This is a genomic window from Tranquillimonas rosea (assembly GCF_900111315.1).
GTDB lineage: Bacteria > Pseudomonadota > Alphaproteobacteria > Rhodobacterales > Rhodobacteraceae > Tranquillimonas > Tranquillimonas rosea.
This window is the reverse complement of the sequence record NZ_FOGU01000004.1, coordinates 302,062-325,104: the sequence shown is the minus strand read 5'-3', so window position 1 is coordinate 325,104 and position 23,043 is coordinate 302,062. Positions and strand designations below refer to the sequence as shown.

19 protein-coding genes are annotated in these 23,043 nt (G+C 70.0%); 9 read left to right on the top strand and 10 right to left on the bottom strand.

All coding sequences use genetic code 11. The annotated features are described in order from the left end of the window. Positions 1-209: 209 nt before the first annotated feature. On the top strand, positions 210-1,700 hold the full coding sequence (locus BMZ25_RS08830; RefSeq protein ID WP_092692495.1) for a bifunctional AfsR/SARP family transcriptional regulator/alpha/beta hydrolase: 1,491 nt from the start codon (positions 210-212) through the stop codon (positions 1,698-1,700). Positions 1,701-1,828: 128 nt separating this feature from the next. Here BMZ25_RS08830 and BMZ25_RS08825 read toward each other — a convergent pair whose 3' ends face one another. From BMZ25_RS08825 to BMZ25_RS08800, 6 genes are all read right to left on the bottom strand, one after another. Next, positions 1,829-2,599, bottom strand: a complete 771-nt coding sequence (locus tag BMZ25_RS08825) for an amino acid ABC transporter ATP-binding protein (protein ID WP_092692158.1) — start codon at positions 2,597-2,599, stop codon at positions 1,829-1,831. Next, positions 2,596-3,267 (bottom strand): amino acid ABC transporter permease, encoded by a 672-nt coding sequence (locus tag BMZ25_RS08820; RefSeq protein ID WP_092692153.1) that lies wholly within the window; start codon positions 3,265-3,267, stop codon positions 2,596-2,598. The genes BMZ25_RS08825 and BMZ25_RS08820 overlap by 4 nt, the downstream gene beginning before the upstream one ends. Before the next feature lie 121 nt (positions 3,268-3,388). Next, the gene (locus tag BMZ25_RS08815) at positions 3,389-4,189 is read right to left on the bottom strand and encodes a transporter substrate-binding domain-containing protein (RefSeq protein WP_092692150.1); all 801 of its coding nucleotides are present in this window, start codon (positions 4,187-4,189) and stop codon (positions 3,389-3,391) included. A gap of 128 nt (positions 4,190-4,317) precedes the next feature. Beyond that, on the bottom strand, positions 4,318-5,619 hold the full coding sequence (locus tag BMZ25_RS08810) for a capsular biosynthesis protein (protein WP_092692146.1): 1,302 nt from the start codon (positions 5,617-5,619) through the stop codon (positions 4,318-4,320). After that, complete coding sequence (locus tag BMZ25_RS08805) at positions 5,616-7,109, bottom strand: GumC domain-containing protein (RefSeq protein WP_092692140.1); 1,494 nt, start codon at positions 7,107-7,109, stop codon at positions 5,616-5,618. Before BMZ25_RS08805 ends, BMZ25_RS08810 begins: the two co-directional genes overlap by 4 nt. Before the next feature lie 109 nt (positions 7,110-7,218). After that, a complete protein-coding gene (locus BMZ25_RS08800) occupies positions 7,219-7,824 on the bottom strand; it encodes a response regulator transcription factor (RefSeq protein WP_092692137.1) in 606 nt (201 codons plus the stop codon). Positions 7,825-8,193: 369 nt separating this feature from the next. On the opposite strand from BMZ25_RS08800, the gene BMZ25_RS08795 reads away from it, so the two are divergent. From BMZ25_RS08795 to BMZ25_RS08785, 3 genes are all read left to right on the top strand, one after another. Further along, the gene (locus BMZ25_RS08795; RefSeq protein WP_092692134.1) at positions 8,194-9,603 is read left to right on the top strand and encodes a WecB/TagA/CpsF family glycosyltransferase; all 1,410 of its coding nucleotides are present in this window, start codon (positions 8,194-8,196) and stop codon (positions 9,601-9,603) included. A 112-nt stretch (positions 9,604-9,715) separates the two neighbouring features. Beyond that, positions 9,716-10,228: a putative pterin-binding protein gene (locus tag BMZ25_RS08790; protein WP_092692132.1), complete on the top strand. Its 513-nt coding sequence runs from the start codon at positions 9,716-9,718 to the stop codon at positions 10,226-10,228. Positions 10,229-10,259: 31 nt separating this feature from the next. Beyond that, positions 10,260-12,809, top strand: coding sequence for a hybrid sensor histidine kinase/response regulator (locus tag BMZ25_RS08785; protein ID WP_143071509.1), 2,550 nt, complete (start codon positions 10,260-10,262; stop codon positions 12,807-12,809). A 76-nt stretch (positions 12,810-12,885) separates the two neighbouring features. Here the strand turns inward: BMZ25_RS08785 and BMZ25_RS08780 are convergent, their stop codons facing one another. Next, positions 12,886-14,121, bottom strand: a complete 1,236-nt coding sequence (locus tag BMZ25_RS08780) for a polysaccharide biosynthesis/export family protein (RefSeq protein ID WP_092692124.1) — start codon at positions 14,119-14,121, stop codon at positions 12,886-12,888. Between the two features lie 219 nt (positions 14,122-14,340). On the opposite strand from BMZ25_RS08780, the gene BMZ25_RS08775 reads away from it, so the two are divergent. The 5 genes from BMZ25_RS08775 (at position 14,341) to BMZ25_RS08755 (ending at position 19,110) form a co-directional block, all read left to right on the top strand. Next, positions 14,341-15,579: an oligosaccharide flippase family protein gene (locus BMZ25_RS08775; RefSeq protein WP_092692120.1), complete on the top strand. Its 1,239-nt coding sequence runs from the start codon at positions 14,341-14,343 to the stop codon at positions 15,577-15,579. 1 nt (position 15,580) lies between these two features. Beyond that, positions 15,581-16,495, top strand: coding sequence for a glycosyltransferase family 2 protein (locus BMZ25_RS08770; protein WP_092692117.1), 915 nt, complete (start codon positions 15,581-15,583; stop codon positions 16,493-16,495). Positions 16,496-16,507: 12 nt separating this feature from the next. Further along, positions 16,508-17,482 carry a glycosyltransferase family 2 protein gene (locus tag BMZ25_RS08765; protein ID WP_092692110.1) on the top strand — a complete coding sequence of 325 codons (975 nt, stop codon included), beginning with the start codon at positions 16,508-16,510 and terminating at the stop codon, positions 17,480-17,482. A 17-nt stretch (positions 17,483-17,499) separates the two neighbouring features. Then, positions 17,500-18,510 (top strand): glycosyltransferase family 4 protein, encoded by a 1,011-nt coding sequence (locus BMZ25_RS08760; protein ID WP_092692106.1) that lies wholly within the window; start codon positions 17,500-17,502, stop codon positions 18,508-18,510. An 81-nt stretch (positions 18,511-18,591) separates the two neighbouring features. After that, positions 18,592-19,110, top strand: a complete 519-nt coding sequence (locus BMZ25_RS08755) for a cell wall hydrolase (RefSeq protein ID WP_092692492.1) — start codon at positions 18,592-18,594, stop codon at positions 19,108-19,110. Positions 19,111-19,121: 11 nt separating this feature from the next. Here BMZ25_RS08755 and wecB read toward each other — a convergent pair whose 3' ends face one another. The 3 genes from wecB to BMZ25_RS08740 are packed head-to-tail and all read right to left on the bottom strand — an operon-like array spanning position 19,122 to position 22,751. Continuing rightward, the gene (gene wecB / locus BMZ25_RS08750; protein WP_092692103.1) at positions 19,122-20,270 is read right to left on the bottom strand and encodes a non-hydrolyzing UDP-N-acetylglucosamine 2-epimerase; all 1,149 of its coding nucleotides are present in this window, start codon (positions 20,268-20,270) and stop codon (positions 19,122-19,124) included. Continuing rightward, positions 20,267-21,529 (bottom strand): prenyltransferase/squalene oxidase repeat-containing protein, encoded by a 1,263-nt coding sequence (locus BMZ25_RS08745; protein ID WP_143071508.1) that lies wholly within the window; start codon positions 21,527-21,529, stop codon positions 20,267-20,269. Before BMZ25_RS08745 ends, wecB begins: the two co-directional genes overlap by 4 nt. 34 nt (positions 21,530-21,563) lie before the next feature. After that, positions 21,564-22,751, bottom strand: coding sequence for a glycosyltransferase family 4 protein (locus BMZ25_RS08740; RefSeq protein WP_177190425.1), 1,188 nt, complete (start codon positions 22,749-22,751; stop codon positions 21,564-21,566). Between the last annotated feature and the right edge of the window lie 292 nt (positions 22,752-23,043).

The window sequence follows — 23,043 nt, the reverse complement described above, 5'->3', positions numbered from 1 at the left end:
TGGCGGGACGGGCCTCGTCACTATTTCTTCGAGACTTCGCCCCGTGGGACGGTCACCGGCATGTCCCGCCGACGCGCTACGTATCGACGAGCTTCGTTGCGGCCACCGTTGTCGCCACAGTTGTATCGCCGGCCGGACGACGTTGTTTTTCGCGTGTCGCGCAGCACGTGGAGATTGCCTTCGTGCCCGGCGCTCCGCATGATTTCGTCATGTCCGGAACGGACGACCTGAGGATTTCAGTGCTGGGAGAGCTCAGTGTGTCGGACGCGTGCGGCGAGGTACCGCTGCCCGCGTCACGAAAGGCGCGCGCGTTGCTCGCCTTTCTCGTGACGACGGGCCGGCCGCACCGCCGCGAGCGCCTGTGCGAGATGTTCTGGGACATGCCCGACGATCCGAAGGCTGCGCTGCGGTGGGCCCTGAGCAAGCTGCGCAAGGTGGTGGACCGCGACGACCGGCCCCGCCTGATCGCGGACCGCGAGAGGGTGGGGGTCTACGGGGCCGGTCTGTCGGTCGACCTGCACGCCCTTCGCGCCCGGCTCAGGGAGGATCCCGACGCCATGGCGCTGGCCGAGCTCGAGGACGCGGCGGAGCGGCTGGGGGCGGTCGTGCTCGACGGTCTCGACACCGCGGGCGACAGCGCGTTCCGCTCGTGGCTGATGGCCGAGCGCGAGGATGTCGCCGCAGACCGCATCGAGGTGCTGCGTCGCCTTGCACGGCATCCCGGCGCCTCGCGCACGGCGGCCGAGAAATGGCGCCGGCTGCTGGACGAGGCCGATCCCGAGGGCGAGACGGCGCCGGATGCCCCTCCGGCAGCCCGGCCGGCATTCGAGGCGGCCGATCTGCGGGCGCACCTGCGCAACCAGCGGATCGGGTTCTGCACCACCGCCGACGGGACGAACATCGCCTACGCCACGGTCGGTCAGGGGGCGCCGCTGGTGAAGGCGGCGAACTGGTTGACCCATATCGAGCACGACTGGAAGACCCCGATCTGGGGCGCCTGCTTTGCCGAAATCGCCCGCGACCGGACCTTCGTGCGCTATGATGAGCGGGGCTGCGGCCTGTCGGACTGGCATGTCGACCGGCTGGATTTCGCGTCCTTCGTGGACGACCTCGAGGCCGTGGTCGACAAGCTGGGGCTTAAGCGTTTCCCGCTACTGGGTATCTCGCAGGGGGCCGCCGTCTGCATCGAATACGCGGTGCGGCATCCCGAGCGCGTGTCGGGCCTGATCCTGATCGGCGCCTATGCGGCCGGGTGGAGGCTGCACGCCACCGTCGAAGAGATCGCCCGGCGCGAGGCCGTGCGCCAGCTGACCGAACTTGGCTGGGGCACCGACAACGCCGCCTACCGGCACATCTTCTCGCAGACCTTCATGCCCGACGCTGCGCCCGACGACCTGTCCTGGTTCGATGCCTTCCAGCGGCTGACGACCTCGGCCTCGAACGCGGCGCGGTTCCAGGACGCGTTCGGAGACATCGACGTGCGGCACCGCCTGGCCGAGGTGCGCGCGCCGACGATCGTGCTGCACGCCGTGCGCGACCAACGCATCCCCGTCGACCAGGGCCGCACCATCGCCGCCGCGATCCCCGACGCGCGGTTCGTGCCGCTCGACAGCGCGAACCACGTCCTCGTGGACTACGAGCCGGCCTGGGCCGATTGCATGGCGCGGCTCCGCGATTTCCTGACCGAGGTGGCCATCTGACCTGGCCGGGCCGTGGCAGGGCGAGGGTCCGGGCATACCGGGCACCCAGGCCCAGACGCGGGGCGACAAGACATTCGGAGATCGCGAAGGGCAGGGCGCGGTCGGCGAGGGAAGCCGCGCCCCGCGCGTCAGTGTGTGAGAACCCGCGACAGGAAGCTGCGGGTCCGTTCGCGCTGGGGAGTGTCGAACACCTCTTTCGGCGCCCCCTGCTCGACGATTTCGCCCTCGTGGATGTAGATCACCCGGTCGGCGACCTCGCGGGCGAAGGTCATCTCGTGGGTCACGATCACCATCGTCATGCCCTCGCGGGCCAGTTCGCGCATCGCATCCAGCACTTCGCCGATCATCTCGGGGTCCAGCGCTGACGTCGGTTCGTCAAACAGCATCAGCCGCGGCTCCATCGCCAGGGCGCGGGCCAGGGCGACGCGCTGCTGCTGGCCGCCGGACAGCTGGCTGGGATACTTGTCCGCCTGGTCGGCGATGCCCACGCGGTCCAGAAGGCGCTGGGCGGTCTCGCCCGCCTCGTCGCGGCTGGCGTGTCGCACCTTGCGCGGGGCGAGGGTGATGTTGTCGCGCACGCTGAGATGCGGGAACAGATTGAACTGCTGGAACACCATCCCGACCTCGGTGCGGATCTGCTGGAGCGCTTTGCTGGCCTTGCCGTAGGGCTCCAGCACCTTGCCGTCGACTTCCAGCTTGCCGCTCTGGAACTCTTCCAGGCCGTTGATGCAGCGGATCAGGGTGGATTTGCCCGATCCGCTGGCCCCGATGATGACCACGACCTCGCCGGGGATGACCGACAGGTCGACATCCTTCAGGACGTGTAGCGAGCCGAAATGCTTGTTCAGCTTTTCCATGCGCACGATGGGTGCGGCGTCGTCCGGTTTCCGTTCGCTCATTGTCCAACCAGTCCCTTGCGTTCCAGCAGTCTCAGCAGCAGCGACAGCGTCAGCGTGATCGCCAGGTACAGCACGGCGACCATCAGGTAGACCTCGAGCGCGCGGAACGTGGTCGCAATGTAGATCTGGCCCTGCCGGACGAGTTCTCCGACGCCGATCACGGCGAAGAGCGACGTGTCCTTGATGCTGATGATGCCCTGGTTGCCCAGGGCCGGGATCATCCGCCGAAAGCCCTGCGGCCAGATCACGTAGCGGAATGTCTGCGACCGCGACAGGCCAAGCGACAGCCCCGCCTCGCGCTGGCCGCGCTCGATCGACTGCACGCCGCCGCGCACGATCTCCGAGATATAGGCGCCAGAGTTCACCGCGATGGCCGCGATGCCGGCGGTGAGGGCGTTGATCGGGCCGCCCAGAAGCTGCGGCAGGCCGTAGAAGATGAAGAGCACCTGCACCAGCACCGGCGTGCCGCGGAAGATCTCGATATAGGCGACGGCGGGCCAGCGGAACCACGGCGCCGGGCTGAGCCGGAGCAGGCCGAAGATCATGCCGATGACAAAACCGATGGCCAGCCCGCCGAACGAGATCAGCAGCGTGTAGGGGATCCCGGCCAGCAGGTGCGGGATGGACTGGAAGGCGGCCTGCCAGTCGAATTCGAAGGATGAGTTCAAGACAGGTCTCCGTCTCGGGTCGAAGCGTCTGACGAAAGACCTCCCCGAAGAGTTAACTCCGGGGAGGCAGGCTCATGCGGCGGCGACGGTCACGGGCGTGACCGTCCGCGGGGTCACCCGCTCACTCCGCGGCGCTTTCGGCGCTGTCGCTGCTGCTGCTGTCGCTGCTGCTGCCGAACCACTCGCTGTAGATCTCGTCGTAGGTTCCGTCCTCGCGCATGGCGGCCAGCGCCTCGTTCACAGGCTCGACCAGGTCGCTGCCCTTGGCGAAGGCGATGCCGTACTGCTGGCCCTCGTAGAGCGGACCCACGACCTTGACCTGGCCTTCGCCGCGGGTCTTGGCGAAGTAGCCGACATTCGGCGCGTCGTAGAACACGGCGTCGACGCTGCCGCCCATCAGGGCCAGGTACATGTCGCCCGAGCCCGGATAGGGCGTGATCGTGGCATCGTCGCCGAACTTCTCGGTCAGGAAGTCGAAGCTGGTCGAGCCGATCTTGGTCCCGATCGTCATGCCTTCGAGATCCTCGATCGTCTCGACCTCTTCGTTGTTGGCGCCGACGAGGATCTGCAGGCCGCTGTCATAGTACGGGTCCGAGAAATCGACGATCTCGGCGCGTTCGTCGGTGATGGTGATGCCGGCGATGGCGATGTCCATGTTGCCGGTCTGGACGGCCGGAATGATGCCGTTGAAGTCCATGGTGTTGATGTTCACCTCGAACCCGGCGCGGTCGGCCAGCTCACGGATCATGTCCATGTCGAAGCCGGTCATCTCGCCGGTTTCCTCGTCCATCATCTCGAACGGGACGAAGCTGGGGTCGGTGGCCACTTGCGCGGTCTCGGTCTGGGCGTGGGCCGCGCCGGCGAGTGCGACGCTTGCGCCGATCCATCCGGCGAGCGCGAGTTTTTGGAGCGGATAGGACATGGTTCCTCCCATTTTTCTGTAAAAACAGTATCTTAGAAGATTTGATTGGTTCTTAACGGTGACGCCCCGCTTGTCGAAGGTCAAGGCGAAAACCGGACAGCGCCCGCATCGTAGGCTCCGACGGCCGTTCAGGCGGGGCCGGAGACCGGGTGGACCGCCGTCTTTCGCACCGGCGGAGAGGCCGTCTCGGCGGCATGGATTCCAAGCAGCAGCAATCCCGGCCAGAGCATGTAGGCCTCGATCTCGAGGTTTTCTCCGAAGGACAGCAGGACGATCGTCATCATCACGCTCAGCGGCAGGCGCCCGCGCGGTCCGCGGGCCGCGTCGATCAGCGCCAACCCGGTCTGCCACACCAGCGGGACCAACAGCGCGAGCAGGCCGACCATGCCCTTCACGAACAGAAGGCCCCACCAGGTGTGATGGCTGCCGATCGGCATGTACTCGACCACGTGGGCGCCGGGATGGACCGTGCCGTGCCCGAACCAATAGGCCTCGTTCTCCCACCGCTCGCCCGCGATCCGCTGCAGCGTCGCCCGGACGCGCGTGCTGTCGGCGCGGGCGCCCTTGAAGGCGGAGATGCCGTCCCGGACGGCCTGCAGCAGGAACGGCCCGGCCATTGCCAACGACGCCGTCAGCGCGGCGACGGCCTGCCACGCCCATCCGCGCAGGATCAGCGGCATCATCCGCGGTCCGGCGGTGCAGGCGACGAGCCCCACCAGCCCCATACGCGACTTCGACAGCAGGATCATCGTCACCCCAGCCGCGACACCGATGCTGCGCCAGCGGATGTTGCGCTCTTCCAGCGCGAAGCAGACCTGCAGCACGCCCAGCAGTGCGGCGAAGGGCGACCAAGGCGCGTAGAACTGCCAGCGCGGCGTCCAGCTGGCCGGATCCCAGGTGAACAGGAAGACCGAGAAGTACTCGGGCCCCGGCCCGCCGATCGCCTTGAGCGGCGAGGTGAAGATCCGCTCGGGCAGGCCGGCATAGGGCGCGGCGAAAAGGATCGGCGTCAGGATCAACGTCCAGAGCCCGACGACGCATTGCCCGCGCACGAGGACCTCGCGCCGGATCGGAAGTACCGCGCCGGCCAGCGGAAACAGTGCCAGCAGCGCCCAGCCCTTGGCCCAGCCGATCGAGGACTTGATCGACTGTTTCAGCCCGAGCCCCCAGTCGACATGGCCCACCCACAGCGCCACCAGCATCACCGCCATGCCGGCGATCCAGGCCCAGACCACCGGCGGGACGGGGCCCACCGCGCGCAGGTCGGCCCGGATCGCGGGGCCGAGATAGAGCGACAGGATCGCCAGCCCGCCCAGCAGCCACGCCAGCACGGGGCCGACGACATAGAGGGCGCCGAAGGCGTAGAAGACCCAGGTGTAGCGCAGCGCGCGCGAGATCAGCGCCTCGGCGGGGTTCAGGTCATGTGTCATTCCGCGGGCACTCCGAAGGCGTCGGGCAGGATGTCGTCGGTGGCGGGCCGCTCGGCCAGCAGCCGGCCGATCAGAGGGCGCCGCATCCAGCCGAGCGTGAGCCCGATCAGAAGGAAGATCGTGGCCGCCGCTCCCGCCGCGATCGCCAGCTTGTCCTTCGGCGACGTGGGGATTTCAGGGTGCGAGGGGGTCTCCAGCACCTGAACCAGCGGGTAGGAGGCATAGAGATCGGTCTTCGAGGTCTGCGTGCGCGCCATGGCCGAGGCGAACACGGCCTCGGCGACGGAGAAGTCGCGTTGCAGATCCTCAAGCCGCGCGGCCGGTTCGATCAGCGCGACGTTGCGCGCCTCGACCGTTTTCAGCCGCGCCGCGAAGGCCGCGTGCTCTGCGGCAAGGCCGCTGCGCTCGACATCGAGCGTCACGAGTTCGCTCAGCAGCCCGGCGCGGCTGCCGACATGGCTGATGTCCAAGGTCTCGATCTCGGCGGGGGAGAGGCCGGTCAGGCGCTGTGCGCGGGCGGTCGCCTCGCTGCGCGCGGCGGCATGGGCGGCCGCGGCGGCCTGGACGGTGGGGTGCCGCTCGCCGAACTGTCCGCGCGCCTGGGCAAGAGCGGCGGCCTGGCGCGACATCTCGGCCGCCAGCGCCGCGAACTCGGCGTCGGCGTGCAGCTTGAGCGATGCCGCCGCGCGCTGCGCGTCGACCCGCAGCGACACTTCGAGCGCGCGGACCGCCTCGGTCGTCTCGTCGAGTTTCGCGGCCAGGTCCTGCACCTGCCGCGACAGGGCGTCGGCCTCGGCCACGAACTCGGTGTACTGAGCGGCCGAGATCAGGCCCGTCTCGCGTTGCAGGCGCGAGATCTCGGCGCGCGTGGCCAGCACCGACTCGCGGTATTCCTCGATCGCCGCGCGCCCGCCGTTCTCGCGCTGGGTCACCTCGTCGTCGCGCAGGGATTCGACCTCCTCGAAGAAGGCGGTGAGCAGCGCCTCGCCGCGGTTCCGGGCCTCCTCAGGCGAGCCGCCGGTCACCGAGACATGTATCAGCCCGGTCTGGTCGACGAGTTCGACGCGCGGGCTGCCGAAGGCCGACATCGGCACGTCGAGGCTGTCGGCCGCCCGCGCGCGGATACGGTCGGCGGCGATGAGCCGCTTGTAGGTCTCGGTGGGGCTGACCGAGCTGCTGGAGAAGGGCGAGTTGGCAAAGGACGACGCCTGTCCGATCCGGTCGAGATTGACCGAGGCCGACGCGCCCGAACCGGGCAGGATCAGCGACAGCGACGAGGTGTACCGCAGCGGCGCGGTGGCGAGGTAGCTGGCGATGGGCGTCCAGATGCAGACGGCGCCGAGCGCGAAGAGCCCGGCATAGCGCGGCAGGCGCCCCAGGTCGGACGGCCGGCCGCCTTTGAGCAGGCGCATGGCCGAGAGCTGGCGGAACGGGGTGCGGACAAGGGCCGGGACCGGCGGCACGGGAAGGCGGAACGGGATACGGGGCATGGGCGAAATCTCCTCGCCCCGTGTCTATCGCCTTGGCCCCGTCGCGGCGCGCGCGTGGCCGGGTAGGGCGCGCGTTCCGGAGGATCGGCCCGCTATCCGTTCGGATGGGTCAGAACAGGCCCTGCTCCTTGGCGATCATCGCGGCCTGCGTCCGGTTCGCCGCGCCGATCTTGCGGTACAGCGTCTTGACGTGAAGCTTAACCGTCGGCTCCCGGATGTCGAGATCGCGGGCGATCTCCTTGTTCGACTTGCCGAATGTCAGGCCTTCGAGCACCTGAAGCTCGCGTTGCGACAGCTTCTCGGTCAGCGGATGGGCGTCGTCGCCGCCGCGCAGGAAGTCGAGGGGCGCGTATTGCTCGCCCATCGCCATGAACCGCACGGCGTTGACCATCGAGCGGGCCGACAGCGTCTTGGGCAGGAACCCCGCGGCCCCGGCCGCCAGCGCCTGTTCCGCGACGTCGCGGTTCGCGGTGCCCGAGATGATCGCCACCGGCGGTGCGTCCGACCGCTCCAGCAGCCGGCTCAGGCCGTTCAGCCCGTCCATTCCCGGCATCGAGAAGTCCAGCAGCACCAGGTCGTAGGAGGTCAGCCCGAGCATGCGCTCGGCCTGTGCGAAGTCGGCGGCGGTGTCGGTCGTGAAGCCGCCTTCGCCGTCGAGATACAGAACGATCATGTCGCGGAGCAGATCGTGATCGTCGGCGATGAGAATACGCATGGCGTCTCCGTTTTCGCTCCGGGCACTGTTCCGTTCCGATGGCGTCGGGGCAATCCGTGCAAGCGCTTCTCGTGACATTTTTCTTTCCTGATCGGTCTTCTACCGACGGGCGACTCGTCGGCGCCCGGCAGATGAAGAGAACATTAACTTCGTGACGAAAACAGGGCGAAGCCGGCGAGGTGAGCTATCCGATGGGATAGAATGTGCGCCGAATGTCACGGCGGGAACACCCCGAGGGGCGGAGGGCGGCCTCGCCGGGATACGAAACGCGCTCCGTTCGCGTCCCGCCGCTCTCCGACCGCTGCGTTGAGCGGGGCGGTGCCGTGGCGCAAGTCTCTGGAAATTCCACGTTATTCCAGGACACACTCCATGACCATCGCCGCCGATCCCACGAGCTTCCGCGCCTTGCAGGCCGTTTCCCAGCCCCATGCCCAGCCCGAGACCGGGGGCCTCTCGTCGCATCCCCTTTTCGGGCTGCGGGTCGTCGACGGCACCGCCCGGCAGATGATCGACCGGCTGCTGACACCCGGTGCGCGGCGTCGCGTCGCGTTTCTCAACGCGCATTGCGTGAACGTGCTGGCCCGCGACGGGGCCTATGCCGATGCGCTAGCCACCGCCGACGCGGTCCTGCCCGACGGGATCGGCATCGAGCTGGCCGCGCGGATGACGGGGCGGCGCTTTGCCGAGAACCTCAACGGCACGGACTTCGTGCCCGAGCTGCTGCGCGACGCGGCGCGGCGCGGCCTGTCGGTGTTCCTGCTGGGCGGGCGCCCCGGCGTGGCGTCCGCTGCGGCGGACCGTCTGTGCCTGTCCATCCCCGGCCTGCGGGTTGCCGGCACGCGGGACGGCTATGACGGGATGGCGGACGAGGACGCCGCCATCGCCACGATCAACGCCTCCGGGGCGGACATCCTGCTGGTGGCGCTCGGCGTGCCGCAGCAGGACACGTGGCTGGCCCGTACCGCGCCGCGGCTCTGCCCGCGGCTGACGCTGGGGGTCGGCGCGTTGTTCGACTTCCTCGCCGGCCGTGTCCGCCGGGCGCCGGCACCGATCCGCGCCGCGCGCTGCGAATGGGCCTGGCGCCTGGCGATGGAGCCGCGCCGTATGGCGGGGCGGTACCTGTGGGGCAACCCGGTCTTCATGCTGCGCGCGGCATGTCACGCCTGGGCCGAGCGGGACGAGGTCGCGCTGGCGCGGCGTGGCATCGACGTGGCGCTGGCGGGGGGCGCGTTGCTGCTCCTGTCGCCGATCGTCCTGCTGCTCGTCGCGGCGATCCGGCTGGACAGTGCCGGGCCGGTCCTGTTCCGCCAGACCCGGATCGGGCGCGGCGGGCGTCCGTTCACCATGTTCAAGTTCCGTTCGATGCATGTCGACGCCGAGGCCCGCCGCGCCGCTCTTCTGGCGCAGTCGGACCGCGCGGGCGTGTGCTTCAAGTCCCGCAACGATCCGCGCGTCACGCGGGTGGGGCGCGTGTTGCGGCGGTTCTCGATCGACGAGCTGCCGCAGATCCTCAACGTGCTGCGCGGCGAGATGTCCATCGTCGGCCCGCGCCCTGCGCTGCCCGAAGAGGTCGCTGCTTATCCCGCGCGGGCGCATGGGCGGTTGTCGGTCAAGCCGGGCCTGACCGGTGTGTGGCAGGTATCGGGCCGGGCCGAGATCGGGTTCGACAAGATGATCGACATGGATATCGCCTATGCGCGCTCGCGCAGCATCTGGCTGGACCTGATGCTGATCGCCTGCACGTTTCGGGCCGTGCTGGGCGGGCGCGGTGCCTACTGAACAACGGCGGGCCGACCTATCCGTCCGGATAGGTCGGCTGCTCCGATGCCCCCCTGACGCGCGCGATGGCGGCGTGGCAAGGAAGGCGGGTCGAAACTTGCGAGGTGACATCATGTTCGCTGCACATCTCCTGCGCTCTGCCCTGGCCCTGGCGGCCTTCGCGGCAGGTCCCGTGGCTGCCCAGGACCTGCCCGCCCCCGAGGGTGAGCCGATCCTCACCGTGACCGGCGCCATCGGCGTCACCAACGACGGCGATGCCGCGGTGTTCGACCGCGCGATGCTGGAGGGGCTGGACCCCGTGCAGATCGTGACCGAAACCATCTGGACCGACGGCGTGCAGACCTTCACCGGCGTTCCGCTTGCGCGGCTGATAGAGGCGGTCGATGCCGAGGGCGCCATGCTGTCGGCCAAGGCGATCAACGACTACGCGGTCGAGATCCCCCGAAGCGACTGGGTCGAGGACGGGCCGATCTTGGCCTACCTGAACAACGGCACGCCGATGTCCGTACGGGACAAGGGGCCGCTCTGGGTGATCTACCCCTACGACGACAATCCCGATTATCAGACCGAGGTCGTCTATTCCCGCAGCATCTGGCAATTGAATCGGATCGAGGTCACGGATTAACCTTCGGCCCCCCGAGGGCGAGGAGGATCGATTGCCACCGTTGCACGCGTTTCGCGCGAAACTGCGCCGGCCCGCGCGGCCGGCCCTCTTGGTGGCCGGCATCGCGCTGGTCGCGGCGCTGGTGGCCTGGATGGCCGTTCTCGCCCTGCGCGAGATCGACGATCTGGGCACGGCGAACTCGGACAATGTCCAGTGGAGCCTCGCGCAGATGGATGTCGAGTATCTGCGCTTCCGCCTCGCCGTGGCGGATGCGCAGACCGGCACGGCCGACCTCGACACGGTGCGCCGCCGGTTCGATGTCTTCTACAGCCGCATGTCGACGCTCGCCGCCGGCGAGGTGTTCCTGCCGCTGCGGGGGCGGGCCGAGTTCGAGAGTGCGCGGCAGGACATCGCCGGCTTCCTCGAGGCCACGGTGTCGCTGATCGACGGCCCCGACGCCGAGCTGCGCGCGGCGCTGCCGGACATCGCCACCCAGGCGGCCGGGCATGCCGAGGACGTGCGCGACCTGTCGCTCGCCGGTCTGGCCGCCTTTGCCGAGCTGTCGGACGAGCGCCGGGGCGAGGTCATGGCGACCCTGGCGCGGATGGCGCTTCTGCTGGTCGTGCTGTTCTCGGGGCTGGCGCTGCTGGCGATCTGGCTGTTGCGTCTCAACCGGCTCAGCGAGAGACGGGCGCGTCAGGTCGAAGAAACCGGAAACCGGATGCGCTTGATCGTCGAGACCTCTCTTGACGGCATCATCGTTTCCGACGCCGACGGCCGCATCCTTGACCTCAACCAGTCGGCCCGACGCATCTTCGGCTATTCCGACGCCGAGGCGCGCGGAGCCGAGGCGCTGTCGCTGTTCTTCCCCGACGAGGATCCCGAGCGGGCGCGGGAAGGCGCCTTGCGCTTCATCGGGGCGCAGCGCCGCCCGAACCCCCACGAGCGCCAGTTCGAACTGGTGGGCCGGTCGCGGGACGGCCGCACCTTTCCGGTGGAGATCTCGGTCGACCGCGCCGAGGGGCCGGACGGGCCGATCTACGTGTCGTTCCTGCGGGACATCTCGCGCCGCAAGGCGGCCGAAGAGGGGCTGACCGAGGCGCGCGACCGTGCGCTGGCCGGCGAGAAGGCCAAGGCCGAGTTCCTCGCGGTGATGAGCCACGAGATGCGGACGCCGCTCAACGGTCTTCTCGGGTCGATCCAGATCCTGCGCGACACCGAGCTCGACGATCGGCAGAGCGGGTTGCTCGACACGATGCACTCGTCGGGCGACCTGCTGCTGGGCCTGGTGAACGATGTGCTGGACCTGTCGAAATACGAGGCGGGCAAGATGCGGCCCGAGGCGCGGGTCTTCGACCTGCAGCAGCTGTTCGACAGCGCCGTCGAGACGACCGCGCCCCTGGCCGCGGCCAACGACAACGTCGTCTCGGTCGAGTGGATCGGACCGCCGGCGGGCGATGTCGAGGGCGATCCGCGCAAGCTGCGGCAGATCCTTCTGAACCTGTTGGGCAACGCGTTGAAGTTCACCCATGGCGGGCGCGTCGACATCGAGGCCGAGATGCTGGGCCGGGACCGGCTGGAAATTCGGGTGATCGACACCGGCATCGGCATCGCCGAGGCGGATCTAGACCGGGTCTTCCAGGATTTCGAGCGGGCCGATTCCTCGTATGTGCGCCAGGCTGGCGGCACGGGGCTGGGACTCGGGATCGCCCGGCGGCTCGTCGGCATCCTCGGGGGAGAGATCGGGGCCGAGAGCGAGCCGGGCGAGGGGAGCCTGTTCTGGGTGCGCGTGCCGATCTCGCTCGCGGGGGCCGGGACCGCGGGCGTTCCGGCGGCCCGGACCGACGCGCCGCGCCCGGCCGTGCCGCTCTCGGTGCTGGTGGTCGAGGACAACGAGATCAATCGCCTCGTCGCGCGTGAGATGTTGCAGGCCGACGGCCACACGGTGACCGAGGCGGTGAACGGTCGGGCGGGCGTCGAATGGGCCGAGAGGCAGCGCTTCGACGTGATCCTGATGGACATATCGATGCCCGAGATGGACGGGCAGGAGGCCGCGCGCCGCATCCGCGCGGGCGGAGGGCCGTCGTCGCGAATCCCGATCGTCGCCGTGACGGCCCACGCGCTGCCAGAAGAGTTGGCGCGCTTCCGCGAGGCGGGGATGGAACTTTGCGTCTCCAAGCCGATCGACCGCACCGTTCTGTCCCGCGTCCTGGCCACGATCGGCGGCGGCGACGCAGACCCTGGCGCCGGTCCCGCGTCCGAGGCGGGCGGGCTGATCGACACGGAGGTCCTGTCGCAATTGCGGCAGGCGATGGGCGACGCGACCTTCCTGACCCTCAAGGAGAAGTTCCTGGCCGAGACCGAGGAGACGCTCGCAGGCTTCGGCGCCGGGATCGAGCCGGACGTGCTGGCGCGCGAGGCGCATAAATGCGCCGGCTCCTGCGCGGCGTTCGGCGTGGTCGAGATGCGGCAGGCGCTGCAGCGGATCGAGGCCGAGGCGAAGGCGAACCGGTGGCCCGAGGCAGAGCTTCGGGGCCTGCCCGCGCTCTGGGCTCGCAGCCGCGCGGCGCTGGAGGCCGTGGCACGCGATCCACAGGTCTGACACGTCGCAGCTTCGTGCACGAAAAGGGCCGCCGTGCAGCGACGCGCCGGCGGCCCTTCTTTGCGCCCTTGAAGGATCAGGGGATCAGGAACCCCGCGGTGACCACGCCCACGACCCGGCCGACTTCGGCGATGTTGGTCACGCCGCTGTCGTAGCAGGCGATCGAGTCGCCCGGCAGCAGGTAGGGGTCGTAATCGTCCCGGTCGGCGCGAGCGCGCATGTCCTCGATGCTGCGCTCGATCACCACCGAGATGCCGGTCACCGGATTGCGCGAGAACAGCGCCGCCGACCGCTTGGCGCTGGTGGCGCGGGCGCCGCCCACGCAGTTGGCGTCCACGACCGCCTGCATGAACCGGGTGCCATAGGGCACCTCGCGCACCGTCTGGCCGATGGCCGAGATCGCGTTGCCCGTGGCCGGCTGTGTCAGGTTCGACAGGTAGAGCGAAATCCCCGCCGGGCTGATCGGGCTGGGACGCATCAGCGCGTCCTGGAAGCAGTGGCGCGTCGGCACGTGGATCTCGTCCCCCGTCAGCAGCATCACGTCGTCGGCGGCGCGGCCCTGGATCATGCCCCGCAGGTCGAGCACGTAGTTCGTGCCGCCGCGGGTCAGGCGCACGCGGGCGAGGTCGGCGTCGGGCCGGACGCCGCCGGCATTGCGCACCGCGACCGACAGGTTGCGGCCCTCGGTCGAGGCCCCGAGCGCGGCCTGCCGCAGCGTGTCGATGCTGTCGCCGGGCACGCCGCCGATATCCACCGGCTGCGGCTCGAACACCGCGCCGGACACCGCCACGCGGGCGGGTGCGAAATCGGCCACCAGCAGCGACACCGCCGGGGTCACGCCGTAATAGCCGTCGGCGACCAGCGCGCGCCGGACATCCGCCGCGACCTGCGCGGTGGTGCGGCCCTGGGCCGGGATCGGCGCGAGGAAGGGCAGCTTGAGTGTCCCGTCGCGCGAGACGACGAACGATCCGGTGAACGTGTCGTCCTGCGGCACGCGCAGGTCCAGAAGGTCGCCCCGCGACAGAAGCTCGCCCCTGAGAGAGGCCGGCACCGCGCCCGACAGCTTGCCGCCCGCCGCGCCATCCTCGCCGCTGAGATAGCCCGCGTCCTGGGTACAGCGGGACAGGTTCATCGTGGCCGAGACCAGCGTCGGCGCAGCGGCGCCGCGGCCCTCGGGCGCGCGGTACTGGGCCTGGTAGGCGGCGCCGCGCGTCGCGGGTTCGATGTTCTGGGGATGCGGGGCGCGGGCGCAGCCGGCGCCGAGCAGGAGGGCGAGGGCGCTCACGGCGGAGGTCAGCTTGGACAGGGTCATGGCAGCGGATCTTTCGGGTGAAGGGGCAAACACTGGTCATCCTGATACCCGCCGGAGGTTGAGCCGGTCACGTCCGCGGCCGGATAACGCGTGTATCCGGAGGGATAGGTCCGGGCTCGAACGCGCCTCTCCGCTCGCCCTCGGCGCGCGCGACGGAAGCCGCCACGACGGGCTAGACCGATGCCACGCCACGTTCCGGCGTCACCAACGGATCGGACCATGACACTCACCCGCCGCCTCGGCCCCTTCACGCGAAACCTGCTGGCCTATGGCCTGTCCGAAGCCGCCGCCAAGGCGTCGCGCCTGGCCGTCGTCGTCGCCGTGGCGCGGACGATGGACGCCGGCGCGATCGGCGTCGCCGCGGCGGCGCTGGCGGCATCGGACATCCTCAAGGCGCTGACCGAGAACGGGGTCGGACAGCGGATCATCGTGGCCGCCGACCGCGACCTCGCCGCGGTCTGCCGCACCGCCCGTCGCATCTTCCATGCCTGGTGCCTCGGCCTTGTCGCGATCCAGCTCGGGCTTGGGGCGGCGCTGTGGTGGGCGAGCGGCGAGGCCGCGCTGTTCCTGCTGGTGGCGCTGCTGGCCGGCGAGTACCTGTTCATGCCCGGCGGGCTCGTGAACTGCGCGCTGGCGATGCGCGCGGGCAAGCTGCGCCAGACCGCCGCCATCGCCGCTGGTCAGGTCGTGGGCGCCAATGCGCTGACCGCGCTGCTCGCCGTGGTGATGCCGGGGCCGCTGGCGCTGGTGCTGCCTCGCCTTCTGGCCGCGCCGATCTGGCTGATCGCGATGCGGCGGCTGCACCCCTGGCAGCCCGACACCGCTGTCGCGCCCGCGCCGCTGACACCCTTCGTGCGCTACGGCGCCGCCGTGCTCGGGACCGAAGTGGTCAAGGCGCTGCGGTTGCAGGCCGACAAGCTGCTGGTCGGCGCCCTGCTGGGGGCCGAGGCGCTGGGGCTCTATTTCCTGGCGTTCAACGCGGGCCTCGGGCTGGCGACCTCGTTCTCGCAGGCTTTCGCGACCGCGCTGTTCCCGCATCTGTGCACCGCGACCGACCGCGCCGCCGCGCTGCGCCAGGCCATCCTCGTCAGCCTTGGCGTGCTGGTGCCCGCGGTGCTGCTCCAGGCGCTGATGGTGCCGCTCTATGTGCCGGTCCTGTTCGGCGACGCCTGGGAGGGGCTTACCCCCGTCGTCCGCATCCTGTGCCTGTCGGCGATCCCCGCGATCGTCTGGTCCGCCGCGGCCCAGTGGCTGCGGGCGCAGGACCGGCCGCAGGTCGAGTTCTCGGTCACCGTCGCGATGACCCTCGCGCTGCTGGCCAACACCGTCATCCTTGCCCCGCACGGCCTCGTGGCCATCGCCTGGGGATACCTCGCGATTTCCGCCGTGGCGCAGATCGGCGCCGCCCTTCCAACCCTGACACGTGCCTTTGCGCCGCTGCGCCCGAGGATTGCCTGACATGCCCCGCTACTCGATCATCGTCCCCTGCCGGAACGCCGAAGACACGCTGCCGCTGACGCTGCAGAGCCTCTGCGACCAGACATTCACCGACTGGGAGGCGCTTCTCGTCGACGACGGCTCGACCGACGCCACCCGCCTTCTGCTGGACGCGGCTGCTACGACCGACCCCCGCTTTCGCGTCATCGCCGGTCTCGGCGCGGGTCCGGCCGTCGCGCGGAACATGGCGATGACCGTCGCCCGCGGCGAGATCCTCGCGTTCTGCGACGCCGACGACATGTGGGCGCCGGAAAAGCTGGCCCGGCTCGACGTCGGTTTCGCTGACGGCGGCATCGCGGCGCTGTACTCACGGATCGCGTTCTTCGACGAGGGCGCCGTGCGCACCCTGTCGCGCATCCCGGAGGGGCCACTGACGGTGCCGCAGCTGCTGGGAGAGAACCCGGTCTGCACCATGTCCAACATCGCCGTCCGCACCGACGTGTTCGCCGAGACCGGCGGCTTCGACGAGACGATGGTCCACAATGAGGATCTCGAATGGCTGATCCGCCTGGTGGCAGCCGGTCACCGGACCGTCGGGGTGGGCGAGGTGCTGACCTTCTACCGCACCAGCCCAACGGGCCTGTCGGCCGATCTGGCCAGCATGCGGCGGGGGCGCGAGGCGGCGCTCGCCACCGCGCGGGCGCTGGGATACCGCCCCGCCCGCCGGCACGAGGCGATCCACCTGCGCTATCTCGCCCGTCGCGCGCTGCGGGTCGACGCGCCCGGGGCCGAGGCGCTGCGCTTCGTGCTCGCAGGGCTGCGTCACAGCCCCTCTGCCTATTTCTCCTGCCCCCGACGGGGCGTGCTCACCCTGGCCGGCGCCATAGCCGCGCCGTTTCTCCCCCGGCGGCTTCGCCGCTTCCTCTTCGCCTCCTGAAGGACCGGACCCATGCCCCAGGCAACCATCGTCGTCCCCGCCTACAACGTCGAACGGACGCTGCCCGCAACGCTCGCCAGCCTGCGCGCCCAGACCCACCGCGATTTCGAGATCGTCGTCGTCGACGACGGCTCGACCGACAGAACCGCCGCAATCGCCCGCGCGACGGGCGACCGCCGCGTCCGCCTTGTCCAGCAGCCGAACCGTGGGCTGGCCGGGGCGCGAAACACCGGCATCCAGAACGCCCGCGGAGTCTACGTCGGGTTCTGCGACGCCGACGACCTGTGGCGGCCGGGCAAGCTGGCAGCGCACGTGGCGCATCTCGAGGCCGCACCCCATGTCGGGCTGAGCTATTGCGGCTCGGAGTTGATCGACGAGGCGGGGCAGCCCCTGGGCCTGTCCCAGACTCCGCGCCTGCGCGACGTGACCGCGGCGCATGTCTTCAAGCGCAATCCGGTCGGCAACGGCTCGGCTCCTGTGATGCGCCGCGCCGCGCTGGACGCCATCGCCTGGCGGCCCGTGGCCGAGCCGCACCGCGATTGGTGGTTTGACGAGACCTTCCGGCAGTCCGAGGACATCGAGTGCTGGCTGCGGCTGGCGCTGACGACCGACTGGGAGATCGAGGGCGTGCCCGGTCTGCTCACCCGTTACCGTATCGCCGGCGGGGGGCTGTCGGCCGGGATCGCCGCGCAATTCGCCGCGTGGGAGCGGATGGTCGACAAGCTGCGTCCTGTGGCGCCCGGCTTCATGGAGCGCCACGAACCCGCCGCACGAGCCTATCAGCTGCGCTACCTCGCCCGACGGGCCGTCAGCGCGGGGCAGGGGCGCCAGGCGCTCGACCTCGGTCTGCGGTCGATGGCGCTGTCGCGCCGGCCGCTGATCGAAGAGCCGGTCAAGACCGGCACCACCCTCGCTGCCGCCGCCGCGCTGCACCTGTTCCGCAAACTGCCCCTCCGCGCCGCGACCCTGTCGCGGGCCGGCGCCTGATCCGAAGGACTTTCACCATGATCCGCATCGCTCATCTCGTCGACGACACCGGGGCCGGTGGCGTCACGCGCTATCTCGACTTTCTCGCCGCCGATCCCGTCATGGCCCGGAGGATGACGCATCGCATCGTCCCCGTCTCGCGCACGCGTCCTGCCGCCACCGCGATCAAGGCCGACCTGATCGTCTCGCACCTTACCGTCACGTGGCGCGGATTGCCGGGGCTGATGGCGCTGCGCGCGCGCCATGCCGGCACGCCGATCGTGCATGTCGAGCACAGCTATTGCGCCGGTTTCGTCGCGGCCAATGTCCGTGCCCGGCGGCGTTTCCACACGCTGCTGCGCACCGCCTACGCCCTGTTCGATCGGGTGGTCGCGGTGAGCGAGGCCCAGGCCGAGTGGCTGCGCCTGCGCGGGCTCGTCTCCGACGCCGCGCTGTCGGTGATCCCGCCCTGCGTCGAGCTGAAAGCGTTCCACGCGCTGCCGGCGCCCGAGGGATGCCGCACGATCGGCGCGATCGGCCGGTTCGACCGGCAGAAGGGCTTCGACCTGTTGATCCGAGCCTTCCGTGCGCTGCCCGAACCGACGCTCGTGCTGCGGATGATCGGCGACGGGGAAGAGCGGGCCCGGCTCGAGGCGCTGGCCGAGGGCGATCCTCGGATCCGGTTCGAGGGCTTCGCGTCCGATCCGGTCGCCGCGATGGCCGGATGCGACGCCGTCGCGATGCCCTCGCGCTGGGAGCCCTACGGTCTTGTCGCGCTCGAGGCCCGCGCCGCCGGCCGCCGCCTGCTGGTCAGCGGCGCCGACGGGTTGGCCGACCATGTGGGCTACGGGGCCACGCCGGTGCAGGGCGGCACGGTCGAGGCCTGGACCGAGGCGCTGCAGGCGGTGCGCCGCGGCGAGGCGGAGGTGACGTTCGGGGCCGTCGCGGATGGCGGGCGGCAGTGCCGGTCGGGTTGGGATGCGCTGGTGTCGACAACGCTGGGTGCGGTGTCCGAACCGGACGTCCTGCCCGGCGCGCTGCCGGCCTGACGGGGCGGTGATTGCGGGGAGCGCGCGGTCTGGCGTATGCTCGGTCAAAATGATGTCGTCGAGCAGCAGGACGGATCGCGCATGACCCCTCTCACCCCGGCCCCGCGGGTCGCCTTGGCGCTTGTCGCCCTCACCGTCCTGGCAGGCTGCGGCATGTCCGAACCTCAACAGGCCCCGCGGCACAGCGATGTCGAGTGCCTGCAGCGGGCGATGTATTTCGAATCCATCCGGTCGAGCCGGGACGGCATGGTCGCCGTGGGCAGCGTGGTGATGAACCGCGTCGGTTCGGACGAGTTTCCGGGGACCGTCTGCGGCGTGGTCAGCCAGGACCGGCAGTTCGCGCCCGGCGTGATGTCGCGCCGCATGACCAGCCGTGCGACCCCGCTGGTGCGGCAGACCGCCGTCGCCGTGCTGCGCGGCGAGCGGCACCCGATGGTGTCGGACGCGCGGTTCTTCCACGCAGCGACCTACCGGGCGCCCTATGACAACATGCACTACGTCGCCACGGCGGGCGGCAACGCCTTCTACGAAAAGCGCCCGTCCGAGCTGGTGACCCAGCCCTCGCCGGTTGCCCCGATGGAAGGCCTCACCGGCGGGTAGGTGCGTGGCGCCTACTGCTCGGCCGAGAGAAGCTCGGCCTGCTTCTGCCGGGGAAGGTGCAGACCCTGGGCTATGGCATCCGCGATCCGCTTGGCGGCGTGGCCGTCACCATAGACCTTGCGGGCCGCGGGGCTTGGGGGTGACCGGGACTGCGCCAGCGCCGTGGCCTCGCGCAGGATCCGGTCGGGATCGGTGCCCACGAGCTTGCAGATCCCGGCCTTCACGGCCTCGGGACGCTCGGTGACCTCGCGCATGACGAGGACCGGCTTGCCGAGCGCGGTCGCCTCTTCCTGGATGCCGCCGGAGTCGGAAATGATGAAGTCCGCCTGTCTCATCAGGTGGACGAATGGCACGTAGTCCATCGGATCGAGCAGATGGATGTTGTCGATGTCGCCCAGCATCCCGAGGACGGTGTCGCGCACGTTCGGGTTCAGGTGTACGGGATAGATGATCTGGTGCGTGGGGCAGGTCTCGGCAATCGCCCTCAGGCCCCGGCAGATGTTGCGGAACCCCTCGCCGAAGCTTTCCCGCCGGTGCCCGGTGACGAGAATCCACGGCGCCTCGGCGGGGATCCGGCGCGTCACGGACGACAGGTCCGCCTGCGCGTGTTCCAGCACCCAGAACAGGGCGTCGATGACGGTATTGCCCGTCACCACCATGCTGTCCGCGCCCACGCCCTCGCGCGCCAGGTTGGCGGCGGCGTGCCGGGTCGGCGGAAAGTGCAGGTCGGCGATGGATGAGATCAGGCGGCGATTCCCCTCTTCGGGGAAGGGGGCGCGCTTGTCATAGGTGCGCAGGCCGGCCTCGACATGGGCCACGGGGATCTGCAGGTGAAAGGCGGCCATCGCCCCGGCGAAGGCCGAGGACGTGTCGCCCTGGACCAAAGCGAGGTCCGGCGCGGCCTCTTCGAACACCGTGCCGAGCCCGCGCATCACGTCCGGCACGAGGCCATTGAGCGTCTGGCCCGGCCGCATCGCGTCGAGGTCGAACCGCGGGACGATGTCGAACACGCGGAGCACCTGGTCGAGCATCTGCCGATGCTGTGCGGTGGCGCAGACGCTGACGTCGAACTCGTCCGGCCTCGCGGCCATCTCCAGATAGACGGGCGCCATCTTGATCGCCTCGGGCCGGGTTCCGACGATGAGCAGGACGGATGTCATGGTGTGCCTCCGGAGGTGTCGAGCGTGTGGCGTTCCTCGAGGCTGGCATCGAGGAGGTACTTGAGACCCCAGTTGTTGACGCAGAACGGCAGGTATCCCCCGTCGATCGGATAGGCGGAGGGAAGCCCCCCGACCCATTCGGCGTCGTCGAGCGAGGACGCGCAGCACGCTCGCAACCGGTGCATCAACCGCCGGGAGATGCCCGAGTATCGCCCCGCGCCGTCCATCCGGTCGGCCTTGAAGCCCACATCGGCGAGCTGGGCGATCGCCGTCAGCGCGGTGAAGCCGGTCGAGGTGGTCAGGTCCGCGTTCACGAAGGCGCCCGGCACGCGGTCCGTGCGCCGGATTTCATCGTGCAGGGCGTCGACCGCGGGGCGCACCGCGTCGAGATAGCCGTGGCCGGGGGCGATCTCCTCGGCCTTCAGGAACCCTTCGATCGTGTAGACGAAGGGGTGAAGGAAGGCGACGCCGGGCCGCACGCCAGGGAACTCGCAGCCCTCGATATACCCGTCGGGGCGAAGCCGGGGCCGCAGCGCGGCGAGGCAGCGGTGCCCCGCATCGCGGATGGCGGGGGCGTCGAGCGTCACGCCGGCCTCCAGCAGGGCATACCCCACAAGCGCGTTGTGGCTGCCGAAGGCCGGGAAGGCGAGATGTCGGTCCCATGTGCCCGAGGCCGCCTGGGTCGCGACGAGGAACTCCGCGAGGCGGCGGGCCGGGGCCTCGTAGGGCACCTTGCGCCGTGCCATCGCGGTGAGGCCCTGGAGGATCGCGCCGCAATCGAAGATCACGATCTCTTCGGGCGCCGGGGCGGTGGTGCCGGGTGGCTCGATGTTGCAGCGGATCGCGCCGTTTCCGAGTTGCCGAGACACCAGCCACTCCGCCGCGCGGGAGGCGCGCCGGTCCTGTCCCAGCGCCAGTAGCGTTGGGATGCTGTAACCGGTGGTCTCGGGGTAGGGGCCGTCGTAGCGCCGCGTCCGGGCATTGTAGCTGGCCGGTATCCCGCCACAGCGCCAATAATCCTGCCCGCGCGCGATCCAGCCGATTCCGTTCCGTATGGTGGCGTCTACGCTCGCGGGGTCGGTGGTGGTCAGTATTTCGCCCAGCCGCAGGGGCCAGGCGCGGCGCTCGGCCAGCGTGCGCGCCGCAAGGTCGACGCGGCCGGAACTGGTGATGCGCCACAGCGTGCGCGCCAGCGATCCGTCTGCCGGGGTGCGCATTCGTCGCGTCGGGGCGTGGGGACGGATTTCGGCGTCGTGCATTCGGGTCTCTCCAGTTTCCCGCATCCGCGAGCGGTCAGGCGGCGGCCCGCACTTCGATGTTCTCGACAAGACGGTTGGCCAGGACCGACCACGAGGCCTTCGCCGCGACCTCGCTTCGCCCGCGCCGGCCCATGGCGCGTCGGGTCTCGGCGTCGGCGGCCAGCCGGGCGAGCGCGGTGGCCAGGGCGTCGATGTCCCGCGGCGGGACGAGCAGCCCGGTCTCGCCATGGCGCACGACCTCGCGCACCGAGGGGCGGTCCGCCCCCACGGCGGGAAGCGCGGCGGCGGCGTATTCCGTCAATTTCATCGGATTGCCGTAATCCAGCGTGTCCGGCAGCACGCCCACGTCGAAGGCGGCGAGGTAGGCCGGGATCTCGTCGGGCTGCACTGACCCGACCGAGGTGACGCGGTTGGCGATGCCCAGCTGGCCGGCGCGGTCGAGAACGGCGGACAGGTTCGGCCCCGTGCCGACCAGAAGCAGATGGGCATCCGCGCCGGTGGGCATGCGGCCGAGCGCCTCCACCAGCAGGTCGACGCGGTGCCAGTCCAGGAACGAACCGGCGAACCCGATCACACACCGCCCGCCCAGGCCGAGCCGGGCGCGGATGGCCGAGCCGTCGGCCCTGTCGAAGCGCGCCAGGTCGACGCCGTTGCGCACGATGCACAGCTTCTGCTCGGGCACGCCCTCTCCGACGAGGCGATCCCGCACGGAGCTTGAGGTCGCGATGACCCGCACGGCGCCGCTGGCCTGGGCCATCAGGATGCGGTGGGCGAGGGTTGGAAGGCCTGAGCCGATCTCTTCCTCTTCCGAACTTGGCGAGCAATCGTCGACGATCAGCGGCAGGCCGGACAGGCGGGCCGCGACTGCGCCCGAGGCGGCGCAGTTCATCTGCGTCTCGACGATCAGGTCCGCCCCGTGCCGCCGCGCTTCCGCCGCGACGCGCCGCCCGAACGTGCGGGAGTTCGAGTAGCGGCTCATATCGCGCAGAGTGAGGGCGAGGGGGCGCGGCATCAGCCGGCGCAGCACGCCGCGGTATCCCGCGACCATGAGGCCGGTGCCGGTCATGGCGGTGCCGGTGTCCGAACTGCTGGTGCGTTCGACCACGTGCACCTTGTGGCCGTTGGAGCGGAGGGCGCCGATGAGGTGCCGTGCGCGGACGATGTCGCCGCGCGTCGAGTCGAGCGACTCGCCCCATACCGGAATGCTCCAGGTAATTTTCATCCTCCCTTGCCCCCAAGAAAACGGGTGCCGGGACCGGGACGTCCGCGTGCCCATTTGCCGCAGCGCGTCCCTCCGGCGTCCTCCCACACCAAAGAAAAGCTGCTTGGAAATCGCACTCTGAAACTCGTTCGGAGAGCGTAGGTCGGCCGTGCCGCCACCAGCAATCTGCCACTTCGGAGGGGCGGCGCCATCGAAGGGAGAGGTGAGTCGGGTCTTAGGGGGAGCGGTCGGGGCGGCCTGTCGTCCTTTGGTCTACCCCGTGAGGCTTAACGTATCTTGCCAGGGCATCTCT

Bases quoted from the DNA above. Each gene is read 5' to 3' on its own strand.
- BMZ25_RS08830 (WP_092692495.1), top strand. From the start codon at position 210: ATGTCCGGAACGGACGACCTGAGGATTTCAGTGCTGGGAGAGCTCAGT.
- BMZ25_RS08825 (WP_092692158.1), bottom strand. From the start codon at position 2,599: ATGAGCGAACGGAAACCGGACGACGCCGCACCCATCGTGCGCATGGAA.
- BMZ25_RS08815 (WP_092692150.1), bottom strand. From the start codon at position 4,189: ATGTCCTATCCGCTCCAAAAACTCGCGCTCGCCGGATGGATCGGCGCA.
- BMZ25_RS08810 (WP_092692146.1), bottom strand. From the start codon at position 5,619: ATGACACATGACCTGAACCCCGCCGAGGCGCTGATCTCGCGCGCGCTG.
- BMZ25_RS08805 (WP_092692140.1), bottom strand. From the start codon at position 7,109: ATGCCCCGTATCCCGTTCCGCCTTCCCGTGCCGCCGGTCCCGGCCCTT.
- BMZ25_RS08800 (WP_092692137.1), bottom strand. From the start codon at position 7,824: ATGCGTATTCTCATCGCCGACGATCACGATCTGCTCCGCGACATGATC.
- BMZ25_RS08795 (WP_092692134.1), top strand. From the start codon at position 8,194: ATGACCATCGCCGCCGATCCCACGAGCTTCCGCGCCTTGCAGGCCGTT.
- BMZ25_RS08790 (WP_092692132.1), top strand. From the start codon at position 9,716: ATGTTCGCTGCACATCTCCTGCGCTCTGCCCTGGCCCTGGCGGCCTTC.
- BMZ25_RS08780 (WP_092692124.1), bottom strand. From the start codon at position 14,121: ATGACCCTGTCCAAGCTGACCTCCGCCGTGAGCGCCCTCGCCCTCCTG.
- BMZ25_RS08775 (WP_092692120.1), top strand. From the start codon at position 14,341: ATGACACTCACCCGCCGCCTCGGCCCCTTCACGCGAAACCTGCTGGCC.
- BMZ25_RS08770 (WP_092692117.1), top strand. From the start codon at position 15,581: ATGCCCCGCTACTCGATCATCGTCCCCTGCCGGAACGCCGAAGACACG.
- BMZ25_RS08765 (WP_092692110.1), top strand. From the start codon at position 16,508: ATGCCCCAGGCAACCATCGTCGTCCCCGCCTACAACGTCGAACGGACG.
- BMZ25_RS08760 (WP_092692106.1), top strand. From the start codon at position 17,500: ATGATCCGCATCGCTCATCTCGTCGACGACACCGGGGCCGGTGGCGTC.
- BMZ25_RS08755 (WP_092692492.1), top strand. From the start codon at position 18,592: ATGACCCCTCTCACCCCGGCCCCGCGGGTCGCCTTGGCGCTTGTCGCC.
- wecB (WP_092692103.1), bottom strand. From the start codon at position 20,270: ATGACATCCGTCCTGCTCATCGTCGGAACCCGGCCCGAGGCGATCAAG.
- BMZ25_RS08745 (WP_143071508.1), bottom strand. From the start codon at position 21,529: ATGCACGACGCCGAAATCCGTCCCCACGCCCCGACGCGACGAATGCGC.
- BMZ25_RS08740 (WP_177190425.1), bottom strand. From the start codon at position 22,751: ATGAAAATTACCTGGAGCATTCCGGTATGGGGCGAGTCGCTCGACTCG.